This is a genomic window from Vibrio sp. RM-69-4 (assembly GCF_024743775.1).
Taxonomy (GTDB): domain Bacteria; phylum Pseudomonadota; class Gammaproteobacteria; order Enterobacterales; family Vibrionaceae; genus Vibrio; species Vibrio anguillarum.
The window spans coordinates 1-19,861 of record NZ_JAMQXI010000094.1 but is presented as its reverse complement, the minus strand read 5'-3'; the positions used below and the strand labels follow the sequence as shown (position 1 = coordinate 19,861).

The 19,861-nt window shown below is 44.9% G+C and carries 15 protein-coding genes and 2 tRNA genes; 5 read left to right on the top strand and 12 right to left on the bottom strand.

What is annotated here, in order from left to right; all coding sequences use genetic code 11:
- Positions 1-19 precede the first annotated feature (19 nt).
- A complete protein-coding gene (locus NB504_RS17915) occupies positions 20-1,447 on the bottom strand; it encodes a methyl-accepting chemotaxis protein (RefSeq protein WP_161437648.1) in 1,428 nt (475 codons plus the stop codon).
- Positions 1,448-1,634: 187 nt separating this feature from the next.
- Positions 1,635-2,852, bottom strand: a complete 1,218-nt coding sequence (locus tag NB504_RS17910) for an aromatic amino acid transport family protein (RefSeq protein WP_017047351.1) — start codon at positions 2,850-2,852, stop codon at positions 1,635-1,637.
- 608 nt (positions 2,853-3,460) lie between these two features.
- On the opposite strand from NB504_RS17910, the gene NB504_RS17905 reads away from it, so the two are divergent.
- Positions 3,461-4,726: a DEAD/DEAH box helicase gene (locus tag NB504_RS17905; protein ID WP_094125726.1), complete on the top strand. Its 1,266-nt coding sequence runs from the start codon at positions 3,461-3,463 to the stop codon at positions 4,724-4,726.
- Positions 4,727-4,736: 10 nt separating this feature from the next.
- Here NB504_RS17905 and NB504_RS17900 read toward each other — a convergent pair whose 3' ends face one another.
- From NB504_RS17900 to NB504_RS17890, 3 genes are all read right to left on the bottom strand, one after another.
- Entirely contained in the window at positions 4,737-5,447 is a 711-nt protein-coding gene (locus tag NB504_RS17900) for a TetR/AcrR family transcriptional regulator (protein WP_013867941.1), read from the bottom strand.
- 114 nt (positions 5,448-5,561) lie between these two features.
- Positions 5,562-6,575 carry a low-specificity L-threonine aldolase gene (gene ltaE, locus NB504_RS17895; RefSeq protein ID WP_094125724.1) on the bottom strand — a complete coding sequence of 338 codons (1,014 nt, stop codon included), beginning with the start codon at positions 6,573-6,575 and terminating at the stop codon, positions 5,562-5,564.
- Positions 6,576-6,702: 127 nt separating this feature from the next.
- A complete protein-coding gene (locus NB504_RS17890) occupies positions 6,703-7,218 on the bottom strand; it encodes an NUDIX hydrolase (protein ID WP_017046096.1) in 516 nt (171 codons plus the stop codon).
- A gap of 277 nt (positions 7,219-7,495) precedes the next feature.
- On the opposite strand from NB504_RS17890, the gene NB504_RS17885 reads away from it, so the two are divergent.
- The 4 genes from NB504_RS17885 (at position 7,496) to NB504_RS17870 (ending at position 11,153) form a co-directional block, all read left to right on the top strand.
- Entirely contained in the window at positions 7,496-9,154 is a 1,659-nt protein-coding gene (locus NB504_RS17885) for an ATPase RavA domain-containing protein (protein ID WP_258429529.1), read from the top strand.
- A 9-nt stretch (positions 9,155-9,163) separates the two neighbouring features.
- On the top strand, positions 9,164-10,609 hold the full coding sequence (gene viaA / locus NB504_RS17880; RefSeq protein WP_019283198.1) for an ATPase RavA stimulator ViaA: 1,446 nt from the start codon (positions 9,164-9,166) through the stop codon (positions 10,607-10,609).
- A 346-nt stretch (positions 10,610-10,955) separates the two neighbouring features.
- Positions 10,956-11,042 (top strand) — tRNA-Leu (locus NB504_RS17875).
- A gap of 37 nt (positions 11,043-11,079) precedes the next feature.
- Positions 11,080-11,153 (top strand) — tRNA-Cys (locus NB504_RS17870).
- Between the two features lie 132 nt (positions 11,154-11,285).
- Here NB504_RS17870 and choV read toward each other — a convergent pair.
- The 7 genes from choV to NB504_RS17835 all read right to left on the bottom strand — a co-directional run bounded on the left by choV (position 11,286) and on the right by NB504_RS17835 (position 19,153).
- Positions 11,286-12,473 (bottom strand): choline ABC transporter ATP-binding protein, encoded by a 1,188-nt coding sequence (choV, locus tag NB504_RS17865; RefSeq protein WP_199867367.1) that lies wholly within the window; start codon positions 12,471-12,473, stop codon positions 11,286-11,288.
- Between the two features lie 2 nt (positions 12,474-12,475).
- The gene (gene choW / locus NB504_RS17860) at positions 12,476-13,324 is read right to left on the bottom strand and encodes a choline ABC transporter permease subunit (RefSeq protein WP_017048787.1); all 849 of its coding nucleotides are present in this window, start codon (positions 13,322-13,324) and stop codon (positions 12,476-12,478) included.
- A 49-nt stretch (positions 13,325-13,373) separates the two neighbouring features.
- Positions 13,374-14,318 (bottom strand): choline ABC transporter substrate-binding protein, encoded by a 945-nt coding sequence (locus NB504_RS17855; RefSeq protein ID WP_129533019.1) that lies wholly within the window; start codon positions 14,316-14,318, stop codon positions 13,374-13,376.
- A 36-nt stretch (positions 14,319-14,354) separates the two neighbouring features.
- Positions 14,355-16,055, bottom strand: a complete 1,701-nt coding sequence (gene betA, locus NB504_RS17850) for a choline dehydrogenase (RefSeq protein WP_258429521.1) — start codon at positions 16,053-16,055, stop codon at positions 14,355-14,357.
- An 18-nt stretch (positions 16,056-16,073) separates the two neighbouring features.
- A complete protein-coding gene (betB, locus tag NB504_RS17845) occupies positions 16,074-17,534 on the bottom strand; it encodes a betaine-aldehyde dehydrogenase (RefSeq protein WP_258429520.1) in 1,461 nt (486 codons plus the stop codon).
- Between the two features lie 21 nt (positions 17,535-17,555).
- Positions 17,556-18,149, bottom strand: coding sequence for a transcriptional regulator BetI (betI, locus tag NB504_RS17840; protein ID WP_017046103.1), 594 nt, complete (start codon positions 18,147-18,149; stop codon positions 17,556-17,558).
- Between the two features lie 215 nt (positions 18,150-18,364).
- The gene (locus tag NB504_RS17835) at positions 18,365-19,153 is read right to left on the bottom strand and encodes a lipase family protein (RefSeq protein ID WP_094131632.1); all 789 of its coding nucleotides are present in this window, start codon (positions 19,151-19,153) and stop codon (positions 18,365-18,367) included.
- Between the last annotated feature and the right edge of the window lie 708 nt (positions 19,154-19,861).

The window sequence follows — 19,861 nt, the reverse complement described above, 5'->3', positions numbered from 1 at the left end:
TACTCAAGCAATCCAATGATCAGTTGGTCCGATAACGGCTTAAAATTTCACCAAGGTTGCGCGAAGCGTTTGCAAGGCTAGCGACACCTTGCGATGAGGTTTGCGCAACACTGCGAATCGCATTGGATTGTGTACGAATATCACTCAGCTCAGCAGCAATATCATTAGCAACGGCGCTTTGCTCCTCGGCTGAAGTTGAAATTTGAATACTCATGTCATTGATCATTTTTGCTGATTCAGCAATTTGATTGACGTTATTGCCGATGTTAGCGACTAAATCACTACTGGTTTGAGCTTGACTAACCGTTTGCTCAGTAATGCGTGCGATATCTTGGCTTTCGGTTTGCAGCTTCTCAATCATGGATTGAATTTCAACAGTAGCCGCTTGCGTGCGGCTAGCTAAGGTGCGAACTTCATCGGCTACCACGGCGAAACCGCGCCCTTGTTCACCAGCACGTGCCGCTTCAATCGCAGCGTTCAATGCCAGTAAGTTTGTCTGTTGCGAAATGGCATTGATGGTGGTGATCACATCGTTAATCTGCGCCGTATTTTCATTCAATGTTGAAACCGAATGAGAAGCTTGCTCAATGAATTTTGACAACTGGGAAATTTCATTAATTGCTTGCTGGACTAGCTGTGAGCTCTCTTCCGCTTGTTTTGAATCTTGATCGGCTTGCCGATTGGCTTGTTGGGAAATGGTGGACACTTCTTGCGCCGAGGCCGTCATCTCTTCCATGGCCGTGGCGACGGAATCCAAGGAAGCGTATTGGCTACTGATTTGTTGCTCGCTCTCTTTCATCTCATGGGCAAAAGAGCTGGATGTTTCACCGAGAGTAGTAGCGTTTTGTTTTACTGAAACTACCAGTTCGGTCAAGGTATCCATGGCGTTATCGAGCGCGCAGCCGATGGTACCAAACTCATCTCGACCGGGATGAAAACCTAATCGTGAAGTTAAATCACCTTTTGAAATTTTCAAGGTTGTTGTGTATAGCACCCACAATGCACCGCCAATAAAAGTAGCGACCCAATAGAGGAAAATAGCAAAAGGGATTGCCCACAAATAGCTCAACAGAAAAGTCGAGAGTGCCGATCGCTGAGCGTCTTTTTCAAGATAAGAGAGATTCTCTGTCAGTGCGTAAACTTTGCCATCGCTGTGTTTTGCTGTGGCGGTAATCACCCCTTTTTGATAACTAGTTGCGGCTAAAGAATGGCGAGTTTCAACCGCTGAAAGGGTTTGTGGATCTGCGCCGCTGGCAAGCAGACCTTGCAGTTTGTACTCAACGGCCAACTTCGATTGCGCTTCTATCTGGGCCAGTGAATCAACATAGCGATTTCCTGCGACAAAGCTTAAAGCGGTGAGGAATAAAGCGAAGATCACCCACATCTTGTCATTAATTGACATTTTAATGAACACGCGGTCAATCGTCCTGAACTGAACTTCTTTCATTGCTGCTCCGATATGCAAAAAAGTAATAGTAAATTTTATAAATATACTAAGGCTAAATGTGTGTGTTCGTGCAGAATTTTATGAAATGAATGTTGACTTAAATATCAAGATTGAGACTTTGATCTTATTTTAGGTTAAAAAAAGTGGGGAGAGTAATATTACTCTCCCCACTTTTAACTTTAATTGATTAACCCAGAGCGGGTAGTACACCAAGGCTAATAAAGATTTGCGAAGTGACGATCATCAAACCAATGGTTGCTGTCATGGTCAGAGCCAGTTTGCCGCCTCTGACTTGATATTGTGTTCCACCCTGCGGTTGGAATACTTGGTTTGAACGCACTTTAATCACCATCACAATCGGTAAGAATATGGCCAAAATAGTCAACGCAATAGCCGCGTAACCGAGCGCCATAATAAAGCCTTGAGGGTAAAATAGCGCAAAGACTAATGGTGGCAGATAGGTGATGACGGAGGCAGCCATACGGTGCAATGGAATGTTCTTTTTCTTAATCGTATCGCCCATGAATTCAAACAAGCCCAAGCTTACGCCTAAGAATGACGTCAAAAGTGCAAGGTCGGCAAACACGCCAATAATGCTGCTTAAATTGGATTGATGAACGGTTTGCCCTAATGTCACAATTAGCGCACTCAGGCCGGAATTCTCAACCAGCTGAGGTTGGCTAACGACACCTAACGTGACGATCTGCCAAAAAATGTAAATAATCAACGGGATAGCAGAACCAATTAAGATGGCTTTGCGCAGCGAAGGGGTGTCGCCATCTAAGTAATTCACAATCGCCGGAATACTGCCATGGAAACCGAATGAGGTGAAAATGACGGGAATTGCAGCAACGATTAAGCCTTGCTCAAGTGGCATACTAAGCAAGTATGACTGAGAAACATTAGGTGCAAGAAATGAGAGCACTATAATCATCGCGACCATTTTACCGGCAAACAGCAGGCGGTTCACTTTATCAACCGTGCTGGTGCCGATCGTCACCACAAGTGCAACCAGTAAAGTAAAAAGCAAGGTGCCTAGCGGATTGCTGATCTCAATGCCAGCAAACTCTGTCAGGCGATGAGTGAATTGTGCGCCGCCACCGGCAATGTAAGCTGCACAAAGCGAATAGAACAAAAATAGCATAGCAAAGCTCGCTACCCATTTTCCTTTTTGCCCTAAGATCTGTTTAGCCAATGTATGTAAGGTGGCGTCTTTGTCTGCATATTGATGGATTTCAACCATTAACAATGCAGTGAAAGCCATTAATGCCCAGAGGGCGATCATAATCAGTAATGATGTGCCAAAGCCGATACCTGCAGAAGCGAGCGGTAGAGCTAGCATGCCTGCACCGATAGTGGTCCCTGCGATGATCAAAGTACTGCCGAAAATCTTTGATTGAGTCATGGTGTAAAGTTCTTTATACGTTATGTTGTGTTTCAGGGAGTGATATATATGAATACAACGGGGTGTTGACCATTAATCCACTCATTTTGGACTATATTGTAGAACTTCGGATTCATTTTCAACAGCTTTGTAAAAATAAAAATCCATGAGTGTATTTTTTTGTTTACATGGCAAGATGGCGGCACAAATAAGAGTGGTCGAAATCGTTTCGCTGTGATAGATATTGTGGTGATGATTAATTTGACTATTCGCTTTCAAAAAACTGTCATATAAATCATTTAAAAAGGATCTTGCGACGTGATAATCCCGTCTCAGTAAATATCAAAGGAGGTCGATTAATGAGTGACCAATATAAAAACGATGAGTGCTTAGAGTGGCTCGACGCCATGGAGATCGGATTTGATTTATCCGATTATGACTCTGTATCTCATGAATGCTCTGAACAGAGCGCAGAATAGTACCAGCCAGCAGCCTATGCTGGCTATGCTCCTTACATTCCCCCCTCGTGTATCAATTCCCTAACACCATTGATTTCCGCTGATTTTGAATAGGCGATTACCTTGTGCTTTGTTACAATCCGCGCCCTGATTTCCAATAGGTAAGCTGCAATGTCTGATACTGTGCACCCATTCCAACGTTTAGGACTTTCAACCACATTAGTTAGCGCTCTGCAATCTTTAGGTTTTGAACAACCGACGGATGTTCAATCTCAAGCTATCCCGCATGTTTTGGCTGGTAAAGATGTCATGGCTGGGGCGCAAACGGGTACCGGCAAAACGGCAGCTTTCGGTTTACCTATTTTGCAACGTTTTCTTGATAACCAAGCCGAGCGAGAAACCAATAGTAAAGTTGTGCGCGCGCTTGTTTTGGTTCCGACTCGTGAGCTGGCTCAACAAGTGTTTGATAGCTTAAGTGCTTATGCACAAAGCACTACATTGAAGATCGTCACCGCGTACGGTGGAACCAGCATGCAAGTGCAAACACGTAATTTACGTGGCGGTGCGGATATTTTAATTGCGACGCCTGGGCGGTTAATTGACCATCTGTTTGTGCGCAACATTATCCTGACGCAAACCGAAGTGTTGGTGCTGGATGAAGCCGATCGCATGCTCGATATGGGTTTTTTGCCTGATATCCAACGTATTTTGAAACGCATGAATGATGAACGCCAAACGCTATTTTTCTCGGCCACCTTTGATGACAAAATCAAAGCATTAGCACACAAAATGATGCGTGACCCTGTCGGCGTGCAAATTTCACCAGCCAATGCGACCGCTGATACTGTAAAACAGATCGTTTATCCAGTGGATAAAAAACGTAAAAGCGAGTTATTAGCTTATCTAATTGGTTCACGTAATTGGCAGCAAGTCTTGGTATTTACCAAAACTAAACAAGGTAGCGATGAACTAGCCAAAGAACTGAAATTGGACGGCATCAAAGCGGCCTCGATCAATGGCGATAAAAGCCAAGGGGCGCGCCAAAAAGCATTGGATGATTTTAAATCAGGTAAAGTTAGAGCGTTGATCGCTACCGATGTTGCGGCTCGTGGAATTGACATTCAGCAACTTGAGCAAGTGGTTAACTACGACATGCCCTATAAAGCGGAAGATTACGTGCACCGGATTGGTCGCACAGGCCGGGCCGGGCTAACGGGCTTCGCGGTCTCCTTGATGAGCCGAGATGAAGAGTATCTGCTTGAAGCGATAGAGGCCTTACTCAATCAACGCCTGCCACAAGAGTGGTTAAAAGGGTTTGAGCCGAGTTTGTTGGAAGCCTTACCGACTGAGCGTAGCAGCCGTAAACCTAGCCGTTCAGCGGAAAAAAGAAAGATGAAAGCAAAACTAAACATCCATGCAGGTAGAGGTAAGCGATAAAGCGCCCGCTTTATCTGGCCCAGTCACATTCAATATCATACAGCAACTCATTGATGGAGTTCGGACAGAGCGTCTGAGCTTCGTCGATATGGAACTTGGCGATCATCAAGTCATTAAAGAGTTGCCAATGTTTTAGTAAGCATTGGTTCACATCTTGAGTTTCATCTGACCATGTTTCTTTTAAAAATGGCGTGAGGCTCGCCGCGCCGTGCGCGTACATGATCATCTGCCATTTTATCTCCCACACCTTTATTGGTGTGGCTGAAAATTCACGGTTATATTGCTCGGCAAGTTGTTCGACGAGCTGCTCAATTTCACCTGCACTGTCGATAAAATAATCAAAAAGAGCATCTTCTTGTCTTACCGCATCGGCGATCAGTTGAATCGGCTGTTTGACGGTCAGCATATGCGCGAGCAGCCGTACAATGAACAAATACAACTGCACGTTGGCGGGGGTGTTGGCTGGGATCTCTTTCAATATATGACGTAAATAATTCTCCATATAAAGATGGAGACCATCGCTGATACTGCGCCATATTTGCTCTTTACTACCGAAATGATGACGCAGCAAACTGTGCGAAACCCCAGCTTTTTCGCTGATCGTTCGTAATGACACTCGTGCATAACCTAGCTCGCAAAACAGATCCGCAGCGACCACTAGAATGTCTCTTTTGGTTTTTTGGGCATCAGTGGCACTTCGGCGGCCTTGTCTTTTGGTCATTTTTTAACTCGTCTCATTTTTTAACGAGCGCAGTTGTACCAGATTTGAGAGGTAGTTTCACGGAAAAAACGCTTTGGCAGTCATAGCCGATGATAAGGTTATGACTGCACAATGTTAATTGGATCGGAGATAAAGGGAGAGTTTGCTGATTAGAAAATCAATATCATCGCGTGAGACGTCTTTATGGGTCACAAAACGTACCGGATTACCTGGCGAAACTTTTATTCCATCTTGCGCCAACTGATTGGTAATTGTATGGATATCGATAGAATCAGCTAATTTGGCAAATACGATGTTAGTTTGCACTAAATCTGGATTGACGGAAAACCCGTTTAAGTCCGCTAATTTGCGCGCTAAATATTGGGCATTGTCGTGATCAGTCTTCAGCTGAGTGACTTGTTCAGTCAATGCAAGATGGCCTGCTGCGGCCAAAATGCCTGCTTGACGCATGCCGCCACCGAGCATTTTTCTTAAACGTCGAGCCTTGGCAATGTAGGTTTTTGAACCCAACAGCAGCGAGCCGATAGGAGCTGAAAGCCCTTTAGATAAACAGACCGTCATTGAGTCAAAGTATTGCGCAATCTCTTTAACATCCACATCCAGCGCTACAGCGGCGTTGTATACGCGCGCGCCATCTAAATGCAGTGCCAAATGGTGTTGATCAACAAACGTTCGCGCTTGCGCTAAATAGGCGAGTGGTAGAACTTTGCCATTGATGGTGTTTTCAAGGCTAAGTAATCGAGTGCGAGCAAAGTGGGCATCATCAGGTTTAATGGCCGCGCGCAGTTTATCGAAGTCTAACGTGCCATCAGGGTTATTTTCGATTGGCTGCGGCTGAATAGAGCCAAGAACCGCGGCGCCACCCGCTTCATATTTGTAGTTGTGCGCTTGTTGGCCACACAGGTACTCATCGCCACGCTCACAATGTGACATTAAACCCAGCAGGTTGGCTTGTGTGCCTGACGTGGTAAATAGCGCCGCTTCAAAACCGTGTCGCTGCGCGGCCCACTCTTCTAAGGCGTTGACGGTTGGGTCATCGCCATACACATCATCACCCACGTCGGCATTAGCCATTGCTTCACGCATCGCAGCGGTGGGTTTAGTAACGGTATCTGATCGAAAATCCATATAATCTCCTCATGCGTTTTTCTATTTTTGCTAGAAGCATTTTCACTTCAATGTTTATCTGTGCTTGTGCTTGTGCTTGTGCTTGTGCTTTATTGATAACTAAGCACTTTATCGATAGCTAAGTATTTTATAGATAGCCACACAGCTTCGCCTTACTTAGGCAGGCAATGGTTTTTGAATCTGTGATTTGCCCAATGATGATTTTTTGCTCCAATTCCTGGATCGAAAGCGTCACCACCTCAATGACTTCATCATCGTCGCATGATAATCGTGCAGTTTTGCTCAACTGTTTAGCGACAAACAGGTGCTGTATTTCGTCACAAAATCCAGCTAATGGTGTGACTTGCCCTAAAGTGATCAGCTCACTTGCACTGTACCCTGTCTCTTCTTCAAGCTCACGGTGCGCGCATTCGGCTGGAAGCTCTCCCTTTTCTAAAGTGCCTGCTGGGAGCTCTAACAACCACTTTTTGAGTGAGGGGCGAAACTGATTAATCAGAATAATATCGCCTTGTTCTGTGATCGGCAAAATCACGGCCGCGCCCGGATGGACTATGGTGGTGTGCTCAATGCTTTTGCCCGTAGGAAGGGTGACATCCTCTTGCACTAATGAAATGGTTTTCCATGTATGTATGGTTTTGCTCATGCAAACTCTTCTTTAATTGTGGCTAGCCAATGACTGATATGGTGATAAGGGTTCAACCTTACCGAGAATCTGTGGCTAAGACAAAGTAAAACGATAACCTAAGTATCAATATTGCTTGCACAATCAGTGATGTCAGTCTCATATATGCAAACATTGATTTCGAAGAATTTCACAGAAAAGAGATCTGCTATAAGTGGGCGCTTATACTAAAATCTATTTGTAACAAAACAATAACAGTCGTATAAAGTTATGTATACAAACCATTTGGAGCGCTTAAGTGATCAATTTTACTCCTGCATCTCATGCGCAAAAAGCGCTACTTTCAGAGCGCATAAATAAGCTTGCTAAGTCTTTATCGGATGGTGTTTATGAGCGTGAAGACACCATCAAACTTTGTCTACTGGCTGCTTTAGCGGGGGAAAGTGTTTTCCTACTCGGCCCTCCTGGTATTGCAAAAAGTTTGATTGCGAAACGTCTGATCCAAGCCTTCGATAACAGCAGTTATTTTGAATACCTCATGACGCGTTTCTCAACACCAGAAGAGGTATTTGGTCCATTAAGCATTCAAGAATTAAAAGATAATGGGCGCTATGTTCGCCTAACCAAAGGCTATCTTCCTACCGCACAAGTGGTTTTTCTTGATGAAATTTGGAAAGCAGGCCCCGCCATTTTGAATACCTTATTAACGGTAGTGAATGAAAAGACCTTCAAAAATGGGAGCGATATTGAACGTGTACCAATGCGTCTTCTGGTTTCGGCATCGAACGAATTGCCGGATGAAGAGAGTGGTTTAGACGCCTTGTACGATCGCATGTTAGTGCGTGTGTTTGTCAATCGTATTCAAAATAAGCAGAATTTCAAATCGATGCTGACCGTCGGTACGCCACAAGAAGCGCGCATCCCTGAAGGGCTTGCGATTACCGATGAAGAGTATCACTCATGGCAGCGACAACTTGACGATTTACTGTTGACAGATGACGTGTTTGAAAAGTTATTTGAGCTGAAAAACATGCTAGAGCATGCCGTTGAAAACCAGCCCGCAGCGGCAAGTATTGATATGTACGTTTCAGATCGTCGTTGGAAAAAAGCGGTGAAGCTGCTCAAAGCGAGTGCGTTTTTTAATGGCCGCGACTCAATCAACCCGCTTGATTTACTGCTGCTGCAAGATTGTCTTTGGAATAGCCCCGATTCTCGCGATATTGTGCGCCGCGTTATACGCGACTTTGCGTTGAAACATGCTTTTGACCAACAAGAAGTTGAACATCAAATCGTAGTGTGTCGTGAAGAGCTGGCTGAGATTCAAGAAGAGCTAGAGTCTGAATTTGGCATGTTGCTCTCGCTGGAAACATCATCGGGTTTGATTAAAAAGCAAGTGCATCAGTTTGATACCAAATCGGCAAAAACCTATCAGGTAGGCACCGCTCATGACTTGGTCAAATTGGTATTGCTGCAAAGCAATATGTCCGTCTCTGAGGCCGAAAAAGGCGATAGCCGCTGGGTTTATGTGCCTAAAAGCGAGCTTGAAAGAACGATCAAAGAGGGGCATGGCGATGTGTATGGTTATGTGAATCAAAATACCAATTTGTGCCGTTTAAGATTTGATTTAGATGCTGGTAATAACCTCGTTCTGAAAGATATTGCTAATCGCTCGGTGTTGGTGAGTTTGGTGACTGAGCAAGGTTTAGACGAAAGTCTTTATCAAGAGTGGCTTACGAAAGCGGATCAAGCCGTTGCACAGTTGCAACATGCCGAACACCATTTGCGTAAAGTGCGTTCTAAGTTTCACGGCGCTTTGCCGCATAACTTCATTGATCCGGAGTTGCCCACCGCTATGGAAGCGACGCTGCAGCATCTGCAGCAATTACTTGAATCGACTCATACCGAATGCGAAAAAACGGTGCTTCGTTTTAAAAACCTAAACCAGTTTTTTGCGTAAGGAGAGAAGATGCTTGGTGCCGATGGTTTAAATTTAGCGTTAATGATTGCCGATTCGGGCATCATTGATACGGCAGTGAATGATTTGCTTGCGCGCTCGCAAGTGATGATGATGGCTGAAAACCGCGGCGTGGCGAATTCAGTTAAAAATCACCTAACTAAGTGGCGTGGTAGTGTCAAAAAACGCATTACAAAAGTGTGTGAAACTGAGCGTTTTCAACAAGAGCTGACCTTATACCAAGAAGTAATTCACTGGGATGAAGAGACCTTCTTTACCCGGATTAACGAGATAATCAAACAGTTGGAATGGCACTCAGCATTTTATCTCCAAGCACGTCGTTTAATCGAAAAAAACAAGGGGTTGCATAACCCCATGTTCCCTCATTTCTTTTGTGACCAATGGTATCAAAGCCTTTGCCATGCGATTAAACAAGCGCAAATCAACGAACTTGAAAGTAACAAAGAAAAAGTGTTGGCCGATTTGTACCAGCGTATGGAAACCATGAAAAACATGGATAAAGTCACGGAATCGGGTGATGAAAGCAGCGTCGGTCGCTTGTGGGATATGGCATCGGCGAAGCTCAGTAAAACAGACATTAGTGTCATGAAACGCCATGCGGAATTTTTGAAAAAGAACAAAGGATTGCAAGAGATTGCTGAACAGCTTGGGCGCATGGCTGGCGAAGTAGATGACCCGGATCTCAACCGTACTCCAGCCGAAGCGCTGCAAATGGTGGAGGAAAAATCGGACGAAGCGACGGATGACATCGTCGGCATCCACGAAAGTGATGATCTGAACAAACTGCTACCCAACGAAACCATGTTTCTTGCCTATCCTGAACTTGAGGTGGTTTTCTACAAGCATTTAGTGGATAAGCGCTTGATGAACTATCGCATGCAAGGCAAGTCTCGCACCTTGCGTAAAGTCAAAGCCTACCAACCAGAGCACAAACAGTTTGAGATTGAAAAAGGGCCGTTCATCGTATGTGTGGACGCTTCTGGTTCCATGAGTGGTTTCCCAGAACAGTGTGCTAAAGCGATGGCTTATGCTCTGATGCAGATCGCTCTGGCTGAGAGGCGCGAGTGCTACGTGATGCTATTTTCTACTCAGCAAATTACCTATGAGCTGACCAAGCAAGATGGCTTGCGTGAAGCGAGTGATTTTTTAAGTTATTCATTTCACGGCGGAACGGATTTAGACCCTGTGCTAGAACAATCGGTTGAACTGATGAACAGTGACAAATACCGCAATGCAGATTTGGTCGTATTGTCGGATTTCATCGCACCTAAACCGCCGGAAGCTCTGCTAGAAAAAATCGCGACCTTAAAACATCAAAAAAATCGTTTCCATGCGGTGAGTTTGTCTCGCTATGGTAATCCACAGTTGATGGCGATGTTTGATCACTGCTGGGCATACCATCCTAATCTCGTCGGGCGACTGATGAAAAAATGGTAACGATTACTTGATAAAAACTGATGGATTGTTGCTCTAATTGTTCGCCTTCTATCCTTTGCAGGTCGATTCTTAGTCACTTGATTCATAAGTGGAAAATTTATTGTTGACTCATTTTCTTAATCCGTTAAAGTACGCCTCGTTCTCACGGCAAAGCTCGAAAGAACAATATCAGGAGTTAGTTGCTCAGCAAAGTGAGCAGAGTTATTAAAAGCTGAAAAGCAATGTTTAATAAAAAATTTTGTTAATAACCAAATGTTGTTAATAACAAAGCTAGCGAATGTACTTCAAAAAATTTTCGATGGTGTGTAACTGATTCAGTTGACGGCATCGCAATCCAGAATTGCGTGCCCTGGTGGTGAAATTGGTAGACACAAGGGATTTAAAATCCCTCGACTTTCGAGTCGTGCCGGTTCAAGTCCGGCCCGGGGCACCATCTATTCTTTGCTCATTAAGAGCAACAAAAAATTAAAGGCGCGATGGCAGACTGGTTATGCAGCGGATTGCAAATCCGTGGACCTCGGTTCGACTCCGGGTCGCGCCTCCAAAAACAAAAAAAGACGCTTTTTAGCGTCTTTTTTTGATCTGTGTGATTAAGAATCAACAGCCTGCTTAGAAAATAACGCCATCGGTATGATGGCGTTAACATGACATTGACAGCAATGCACAGAGGTGAGTGTTAAGCCGCCTTTTCGGTTTGATAATTTCCCAGTAGGGCACTGTAAATTTCTTGGTCGCTTAAGACGCCGACGAGCTGATTATTTTCCATCAGAAGAATCGGATTTTGAGTTCGATGTTTCAACTCAATCGCGCTACGCATATCAATATCAGGTGTTGTAATAATCATCATCGATGAATCAATGTTCGACATATCGCTGACTTGGGTATCCCAGTGGATAAGAGCGGTCGACGTTGCTCCATATAGTGTCAGAGTTTTATCATGTTGTGCGACCCAAACATCCTGTTTTTTGCAGACCTGCCAACGTTCGTCTTGTTGCTTTAACTGTTCGATGGGCTGCATTAACGAACGTCCTTTTAGTACGTTAAGAGGGTTAGTGTGTGCCACAAACTCTTTAACGTAGTCCGTTTTGGGTGTAAGGACTATTTCTTCTGGCTTACCGTGCTGAATCAGTTTTCCTGACTCCATAATCGCGATGTTATTGCCTATTTTTAGCGCTTCATCTAAGTCGTGGCTAACAAATAAGATGGTTTTGTTGAGTTTGCTTTGTAGATCTAATAACTCATCTTGCAGTTGCGCACGAATCAGCGGATCAAGTGCTGAGAACGGTTCGTCCATTAACAGGATGTCACTGTCCATTGCAAAAGCACGCGCTAAACCGACACGTTGCTGCATGCCGCCAGAAAGTTCGTGGGGGAATTTATCTTCCCATTCAGCAAGACCAACCATCGAAAGCTGTGCACGGGCATGTTGGTGGCGTCTTTTCTTGCTCATTCCTTGCATTTCTAAGCCAAACGCCACGTTATCTAAAACCGATAACCAAGGCATAAGGGCAAACTTTTGAAACACCATCGAGACACGATTCGTCCTTAAATGCTGAAGCGTTGCTTTATCACAGCTGGCAAGGTCAACAAAGCGTTCGCCATCTTTTAATTCTAATGATCCCCGGCTGATGGTATTCAAGCCATTCACCGCGCGTAGCAAGCTCGATTTCCCTGAACCAGACAGCCCCATCAAGACGCAAATCTCGCCTTCTTTAACAGTAAGGCTGACATTGTTTACCCCTACGACTTGACCGCAGGCATCGATAATCTCTTGGCGAGATTCACCCGCGTCGAGTCGTTGCAGTGCTTCATTTGGGTTCTGACCAAAGATAACATCGAGGTTTTTAATGTTAATTGCGTCCATGATTATGCGTCCTTATTATTTTGATGTGGGGTTTTGCATAAACGATCAAGAATGATGGCGACTAAAACGATGGCTAAACCAGCTTCAAAACCTTGAGAAATATTGACGGTGTTGAGTGCACGAATCACGGGTTTGCCAAGGCCGTCAGCCCCAACTAAGGCGGCAATCACAACCATTGAGAGTGATAACATAATGCACTGAGTGATCCCTGCCATTATGCTGGGTAGCGCTGCTGGCAACTCCACTTTGAGCAGTAAGTTCATACGGCTAGAGCCGAATGCTTTACCCGCTTCAACTAACTCTTCCGGTACCTTAGTAATCCCAAGATAGGTGAGGCGAATGGGGGCGGCGATGGCAAAGATAATGGTCGAAATGAGCCCCGGAACAATACCCAAACCGAACAGAACTAGCGTTGGAATGAGGTAAACAAAGGTTGGTACCGTTTGCATTAAGTCAAGAATTGGGCGCATCAGCGTATAAAGCCATGGTCGATGCGCGGCGATAATGCCCAATGGTACGCCAATTAATACGGAAATCGTTGTCGCGGCAAACACCAAGACAAAGGTTTCCAGCATTTCTTGCCAGTAGCCAAGGTTTAGAATAAGCAGTAGGGCAGCAATAACAAATACCACCAATGAAATCTGACGATGCAGATACCATGCAATGGCTGCGGTGACTAAAATCGGCACGGCAGGGGGCATCCATTTAAACACATCAACTAAAGATAAAATGATGGTCTCAAGTAAGTAGGAAACAGTATCAAAAAATGTGGCTGCATGGATGGTCAGCCAGTCAACGCCACTTTCCATCCAACGACCTAAGGGGATTTTGTTCTCTGTAATAAAATTCACGGTATAGCCTTTTGGAAGGTGAAATGCTCACCTCCTCCTTTAAATTAATTTATGCTTTAAATGGCGCTAAATAGTTGCTAATAGCTTGTTGTGCAGGTGCTCCAGCTTTGGTTTTTACATTCTTTAGCCATGGAACAATACTTTCTGGATGTTTGATTAACCATTGGCGAGCGGCTTGTTCTGGTAACACGCCTTGGTTGAGAATGGATTCCATCAGTTGGTTTTCCATTTCAAGCGAGAAGGATAGGTTTTTTAATAAATTACCGACATTTGGGCATTGTGCTAGGTAGTTTTGACGCACATTGGTGTAGACATTTGCACCACCGTAGTTTGGGCCAAAGTAATCGTCACCGCCATCAAGGTATTCCATTTCAACATTGCTGTTCATTGGGTGCGGAGCCCAACCTAGAAACACAATCCACTGATTACGACGTACCGAGCGTGCCACTTGTGACACCATGCCCGCTTCACTTGACTCAACAACGCTAAAATCTTTCAGCTCAAAAGCGTTTTCATCAACCATCGATTGGATCAAGCGATTACCGTCATTGCCCGGTTCAATACCATAGATTTTGCCGCGAAATTTATCTGAAAATTGAGCGATATCAGCAAACGATTGGACACCGGCATCATAAACGTACTTAGGCACAGCGAGTGTGTATTTTGCTCCTTCCAAGTTAGCGCGCAGAGTTTCAACCGTTCCAGCTTCACGGTATTTGGCAATATCGCCTTCCATGGTTGGCATCCAATTACCGAGGAATACATCAATGTCACCGTTCGCCATAGATGAGTAGGTCACCGGTACTGAGAGTAAATCGATTTTTGTCTGATAGCCTAACCCTTTGAGCAGCTCTGTGGTTATTGCCGTCGTGGCGGTAATGTCTGTCCAACCCACATCAGCAAAGCGCACCGTATCGCATTGATTGGCGTAAGCGTTGGCGCTGAGCAGAGTCGTCATTGCAAGTGTGAGCACGGTTTTTTTAGTAATAGACATGTTATTTCCTTGTATTTTTGACTGACTTTATAAATTTTATGAGTAAGCGTCCGGCTTTCTCATTGGTGGTTTTATTCTTTGTTTGGTTTGCCAGTCTGGTGCAATCCATACTGGAGCTTCAGTACTGGCTAATAGCGGTTTGCCTAAAATAAGATCGGCGGCGCGCTCTGCGACCATGATGGTTGGCGCATTCAGGTTCCCGTTGGGAATGCTTGGGAATATCGAGGAATCCACCACGCGTAAAGCTTGAATTCCGCGCACTTGGCATTGGTCATTCACCACGGCCATTGGGTCGTCATCTGCGCCCATTTTGCAGCTGCAAGAGGGGTGATAAGCGCTTTCCACATTCTGTTTGACCCATGAATCAATATCGTCATCGTTTTGGATCTCTTCCCCCGGTTGAATTTCTTCGCCCCGATAACTATCCAATGCTGGTTGCGCTAGAATTTCGCGGGTGAGACGAATGCAATCGCGCCAATCTTGGCGATCTTGTTCGGTTGATAGGTAATTAAATGCGATAGAGGGTGAAACCGTTGGATCGCGAGAGACAATTTGTACTTGTCCTCGGCTTTCTGGCTTATTGGGTCCCACATGAACTTGGAAGCCGTGACCATCAAAGGCCGCTTGGCCGTCGTAACGCATCGCAGCAGGTAAAAAGTGGTATTGAATATTTGGCCATTTGAGCCCTGCGCGAGAGCGAATAAACGCGCATGACTCGAAGTGGTTGGTTGCCCCTAATCCTTTACGAGTTAAGATCCATTCAGTGCCGATAAGCCCTTTGCTGATTAAACCGAGTTTACTGTTTAGTGTGATCGGCTGTTTACAATGGTATTGAAAATAGATCTCTAAGTGATCTTGCAGGTTTTGACCCACGCCAGGCAGGTCTTGCTTCAGTTTCACACCAACTTGTTCAAGCAGCGCTTTAGGGCCAATACCCGAAAGTTGCAAAAGTTGAGGAGATCCTATAGAACCAGCACTTGATATCACTTCTCGCAAGCAAAACGCTTGTTGGATCTTGCCTGATTTTTCAAACTCAACGCCGATGGCCTTTTGCTCTTCAATCAAGATCTTATGTGCCACAATTCTTGTCTTTACGGTGAGGTTCGGTCGCTTCATCGCGCGGCGTAAATAGGCATTGGACGTTGAGGCGCGAACTCCAGAATCTACCGTCATATGCATTGGTCCGAAACCTTCCTGCTGATAAGCATTGTAATCGTCAGTTTCTGGATAACCGGCTTCTTTGCCCGCATCGATGAAGGCTTGATAAAGTGGGTTCAATTGCATGTCGTTACCGTTACAAGTACCGACGGGCCCGTTGCCGCCACGATAAGCGTTCTCGCCACCTATCCAAGATTCGGCGCGGCGAAAATAGGGTAAACAATTTTGATAATTCCAACCTTTAGCGCCCAGTGATTCCCATTCATCAAAATCGCAAGCGTGGCCACGAACGTACACCATGCCATTAATAGACGAGCTGCCACCGAGTACTTTTCCCCGTGGACAATGTAACTGACGCCCGCCAAGATCGGGCTCTGATTCGGTTTCAAATTGCCATGCGTATTTTTCGCTGTTCATCGGGTAAGAAAGGGCGGTGGGCATTTGAATGAAAATGCTTTTATCGCTTCCGCCAGCTTCGAGCAGTAAAACCTGATGTTCGCCAGACTCGGTTAAGCGATCGGCAAGAACACAACCCGCTGAGCCCGCACCGACGATAATGTAATCAAAGTGATTTAACATAGAAGGCTCCTTTGACTATTAAGCATATGGGCTAGCAAAATCATCTAGCTCCACTAAAATGCTCTTGGTTTGGGTATAATGCTTAAGGGTTTCTATGCCATTTTCACGGCCAATCCCAGAATGCTTATAACCACCGACAGGCATTTCTGCCGGAGAGTCTCCCCAGGTATTTATCCAGCAGATCCCGGCTTGAAGTTGGTGAATTATTCGGTGTGCACGAGAAAGGTTCTGTGTGAACACTCCTGCAGCTAAGCCATATTGAGTGCCATTCGCGCGCGCGATCACTTCGTCTTCATCGCTAAACTTAAGCACTGACATCACAGGGCCAAAGATTTCTTGCTGCACGTGAGCCATGTCATCAGTGCAATCAATGAAAACAGTTGGTGCAACAAAATTGCCCTTATTTAGGCCGTTATCGGTAACTTGATAACCACCAGTGAGCAAAGTTGCTTGGCTAGCTTTGGCTTGTTCAATGGCTGTGAGCACTTTGTTTAAATGAGGTTTGGAAATTAACGCGCCAATCTGGGTGTTGATATCCATAGGATCGCCAATCACTAATTGTTCAGTACGCAGCTTAAGCTGAGCGACAAACGCATCGTAGAGGCTGTTGTGCACGAAAACGCGCGTCCCATGGGTACACACTTCGCCTTGGGTATAAAAGTTTGCCACCATGGCAGCGGAGACAGCTTGATCAAGCTTGGCATCATCAAAAATAATGAGCGGTGACTTGCCACCCAATTCCATGGTGACAGACTTCAAGCTGCGAGCGCTGTCCGCCATTACGGCTTTCCCGGTACCCGATTCACCGGTAAAAGAGACTTTGGCAATGTCAGGGTGGGCTGTCAGCATTTGACCTACGCGGTAATCACCTTGAACCACGTTAAAGACGCCGTCTGGCACTCCGGCTTCACTGAAGATCTCTGCCAGTTTTAATGCGCTTAATGGCGTTTCCTCTGAGGGCTTGAAAATCATCACATTGCCGGCAGCCAGTGCTGGCGCTGATTTCCACATCGCGATTTGAATCGGATAATTCCATGCGCCAATGCCCGCGCAGATGCCTAATGGTTCGCGGCGAGTATAAAAAAACTGATGGTCGTTGAGCGGCTGTTGTTCGCCTTGAAGCGATGGGGCTAAATTTGCAAAGTACTCAATGACGTCTGCGCCAGTAGCAATATCAACGCAATTGGCTTCTTGAATCGGCTTACCGGTATCGAGAACTTCAAGTACAGCAAGTTCATCGTTTCGTTCTCTAAGTATTTTTACTGCTTTTAGCAAAATACGGCTGCGTTCTGTTGCGGTCATTCTTGACCATACCGCGAATCCTTGCTTGGCAGAGGTGATAGCTTGTTCAATGTCATTGGCACTGGCGTGCTGCAATCTTGCTATCACTTCACCTGTTGCTGGGTTGTAGGTATCGAAACGTTCTCCTGAAGTCGCAGATCGGAGCGTTCCGTTGATATAAAGCGATTGTATTTCCATTTTAAGGCCTGAAGTGGGTTGTTATTGCGCGTAAAACGCTAATTGTTTATTGAGGTAATCGTTAATGATGGAATGTGCTTGAGCAGGGTCGATCCCTTTGGGGTTTAATGCTCCGCGTAGCCAAATGCCATCAATCAGTGACGCGATACCATGAGCCACGAGGTTGACTTGTTCTGATGGGAGCAGCGGCTTGAGTTCAATCTTAAGATGAGAAAGTAAACGCTGTTCATTGACGTATTGCAGGCGATTTAACTGTGCGTCGTGCATGGAGTAAGCCCAAAACGCTAACCATGTTTTAACAACTTGGTTTTCCGCTTGGAACCCTTTGAAATTGCCGGTTACGATGGCATTAATGCGTTCGTAATGAGCCTCTTTTGGGAGTTGGTTTAAATGCTGAGTGATGGTGGTTGAAAGCTCACGTAAAACAACACGCATTGTCTCTTCCAATAATCCATGCTTGCCGCCAAAGTAGTGATTGATAATCCCTGTCGAGACACCCGCTTCTTTGCTGATTAAAGCGATGCTTGCGCCATGTAATCCAACGCGTTCAATGACTGTCATTGTTGCGGCGACAAGTTGAGGTTTGCGTATGTCTGGCATCCCTACCTTTGGCATAATTCATCCTGATTATTTTATATTGAACGATTAGTTAAATATAAAATGCCACGATAATGTTTAGAGTTCAAATCTATTTTGAGTGATAATTGCCATTAAATTTATATGGTTAATGATAAATATTGCTTTAATTCAATTGATTACAATTAATTTTTCATAATTGCTTAGTGTGAAAAATATTTGAAGTCACCGTGTTTTTTGTTCGGTGCTAGCTTCTATCGTTCATCGAAGAAATCCTTATTGCGGATGTATTTACTCATGAGGTGGTAAGAGAAGGGGCGAACTAGCCAGCTCAATAAAGACCTGCCTAATCGAATGAACGTTGGTGTGTTTTCGTAAATACGCCCATTGTAAAGCCACAGCAATTTACCCACATGCCAATAGATTAAAGGAATGGGTGGCATAAAGGTGACGATATCGAGGTCACAACAAATACGATAGGTTTTGTGGCTAAGCGCGTAGCGTTGACGAAAACGCCAATTACCAATCGCGGGTTGGCCGAATGTCACAATGCGTTTGATGCATTTTGGGTATTTCTTTTCGATGTAGTCAGCAAAAATACACCCAATAGCCCCACCCGAAGAGTGACCAGTGATGGCAATGCGTTTGCCGCTCTCGATCAGAGGAACAACGACGGCTTCCAGCCGTTGTAAAACCGATAGGCCGAGTTTATCTTCGTTGCGCGTTGGCAGGCTCTCTTGATGCAGGAGATGGTAAAAGCCCGCATGGATACGGTAATCCAATCCTAAGTGTTTGCAACTGCGTGTCCACATTGCAAAGTTCAAAAGCCAATCACTGACACTGTGCGAACCTTTGATGACCACCACGGCCTCTTCTTGGTTTTTACTCCACAGCACTCGAATCATGATTTTACCAAACTGGTTACGGATGATGTGCTGACCGTTCGGATCAAAACCGTAACGTGTCTGCCTAAACACTCTGGGATAAGCAAGGTTGCACAGCACGGCATAGCGTTCGTATTGATAGCGTTTAAGTGGTTTCACATGACAGCTCTCGAAGATATTGAGCTAACGTAGCGATTGAATGTGAATGCTTTATGAATGATGCAGTTTTGGGTGGGGGAGTATTTATATTTAAATGCTGTCAGCCATAAAGATGCGAAGGACAGAATGTCAAAATTCCCTCCCCTTCAAGGGGTAGGGCCTGCACACCCCCTCCTAACCTCCCCCTGAAAGGGGGAGGAACAGAACGGTTCAGCTTCCACTCTGGAGCATAATGGGGCAAAAATGAGCCAGCGAAGATCGGCCTGACAAAAGTTTGGACAATTCTGAGTTACATCCTTCACTAAATTAGTATTTAACGGATTATCTTGGGTATCGAAAAATCTCTAATCTAGTGGCCAAATTTATTCATCTATTACAACAATAAAGTGATATTTCCATAACTAATTGAGGATTTTATGTACTAGTCCCAACGTTTTTGTCACTTGAGTTTGGTATGAGAGTCGATAACTAACGGATATTGCAGACCCAAACACCAGTTCTTTATCTAGTCTTGTAGAAATACGCAACATGTTGATAAAAGGTAAGGGTTGTTAAATACTATTGACGTAAGGCAATATTTAGTTACAGTTTCCCTTTAAATAGATGCACTGAAATATGTTTTACTGCACCAAGATTTATAATTGAGAGGGAAATCCATGTCATCAAGAAAGTTGTATAACATCCATTTAGATCAGTACCTTAGCCAAA

Excerpts from the sequence above, each read along its gene's own strand:
- NB504_RS17915 (WP_161437648.1), bottom strand. The coding sequence starts at position 1,447 with ATGAAAGAAGTTCAGTTCAGGACGATTGACCGCGTGTTCATTAAAATG.
- NB504_RS17910 (WP_017047351.1), bottom strand. The coding sequence starts at position 2,852 with ATGACTCAATCAAAGATTTTCGGCAGTACTTTGATCATCGCAGGGACC.
- NB504_RS17905 (WP_094125726.1), top strand. The coding sequence starts at position 3,461 with ATGTCTGATACTGTGCACCCATTCCAACGTTTAGGACTTTCAACCACA.
- NB504_RS17900 (WP_013867941.1), bottom strand. The coding sequence starts at position 5,447 with ATGACCAAAAGACAAGGCCGCCGAAGTGCCACTGATGCCCAAAAAACC.
- ltaE (WP_094125724.1), bottom strand. The coding sequence starts at position 6,575 with ATGGATTTTCGATCAGATACCGTTACTAAACCCACCGCTGCGATGCGT.
- NB504_RS17890 (WP_017046096.1), bottom strand. The coding sequence starts at position 7,218 with ATGAGCAAAACCATACATACATGGAAAACCATTTCATTAGTGCAAGAG.
- viaA (WP_019283198.1), top strand. The coding sequence starts at position 9,164 with ATGCTTGGTGCCGATGGTTTAAATTTAGCGTTAATGATTGCCGATTCG.
- choV (WP_199867367.1), bottom strand. The coding sequence starts at position 12,473 with ATGGACGCAATTAACATTAAAAACCTCGATGTTATCTTTGGTCAGAAC.
- NB504_RS17855 (WP_129533019.1), bottom strand. The coding sequence starts at position 14,318 with ATGTCTATTACTAAAAAAACCGTGCTCACACTTGCAATGACGACTCTG.
- betA (WP_258429521.1), bottom strand. The coding sequence starts at position 16,055 with ATGTTAAATCACTTTGATTACATTATCGTCGGTGCGGGCTCAGCGGGT.
- betB (WP_258429520.1), bottom strand. The coding sequence starts at position 17,534 with ATGGAAATACAATCGCTTTATATCAACGGAACGCTCCGATCTGCGACT.
- betI (WP_017046103.1), bottom strand. The coding sequence starts at position 18,149 with ATGCCAAAGGTAGGGATGCCAGACATACGCAAACCTCAACTTGTCGCC.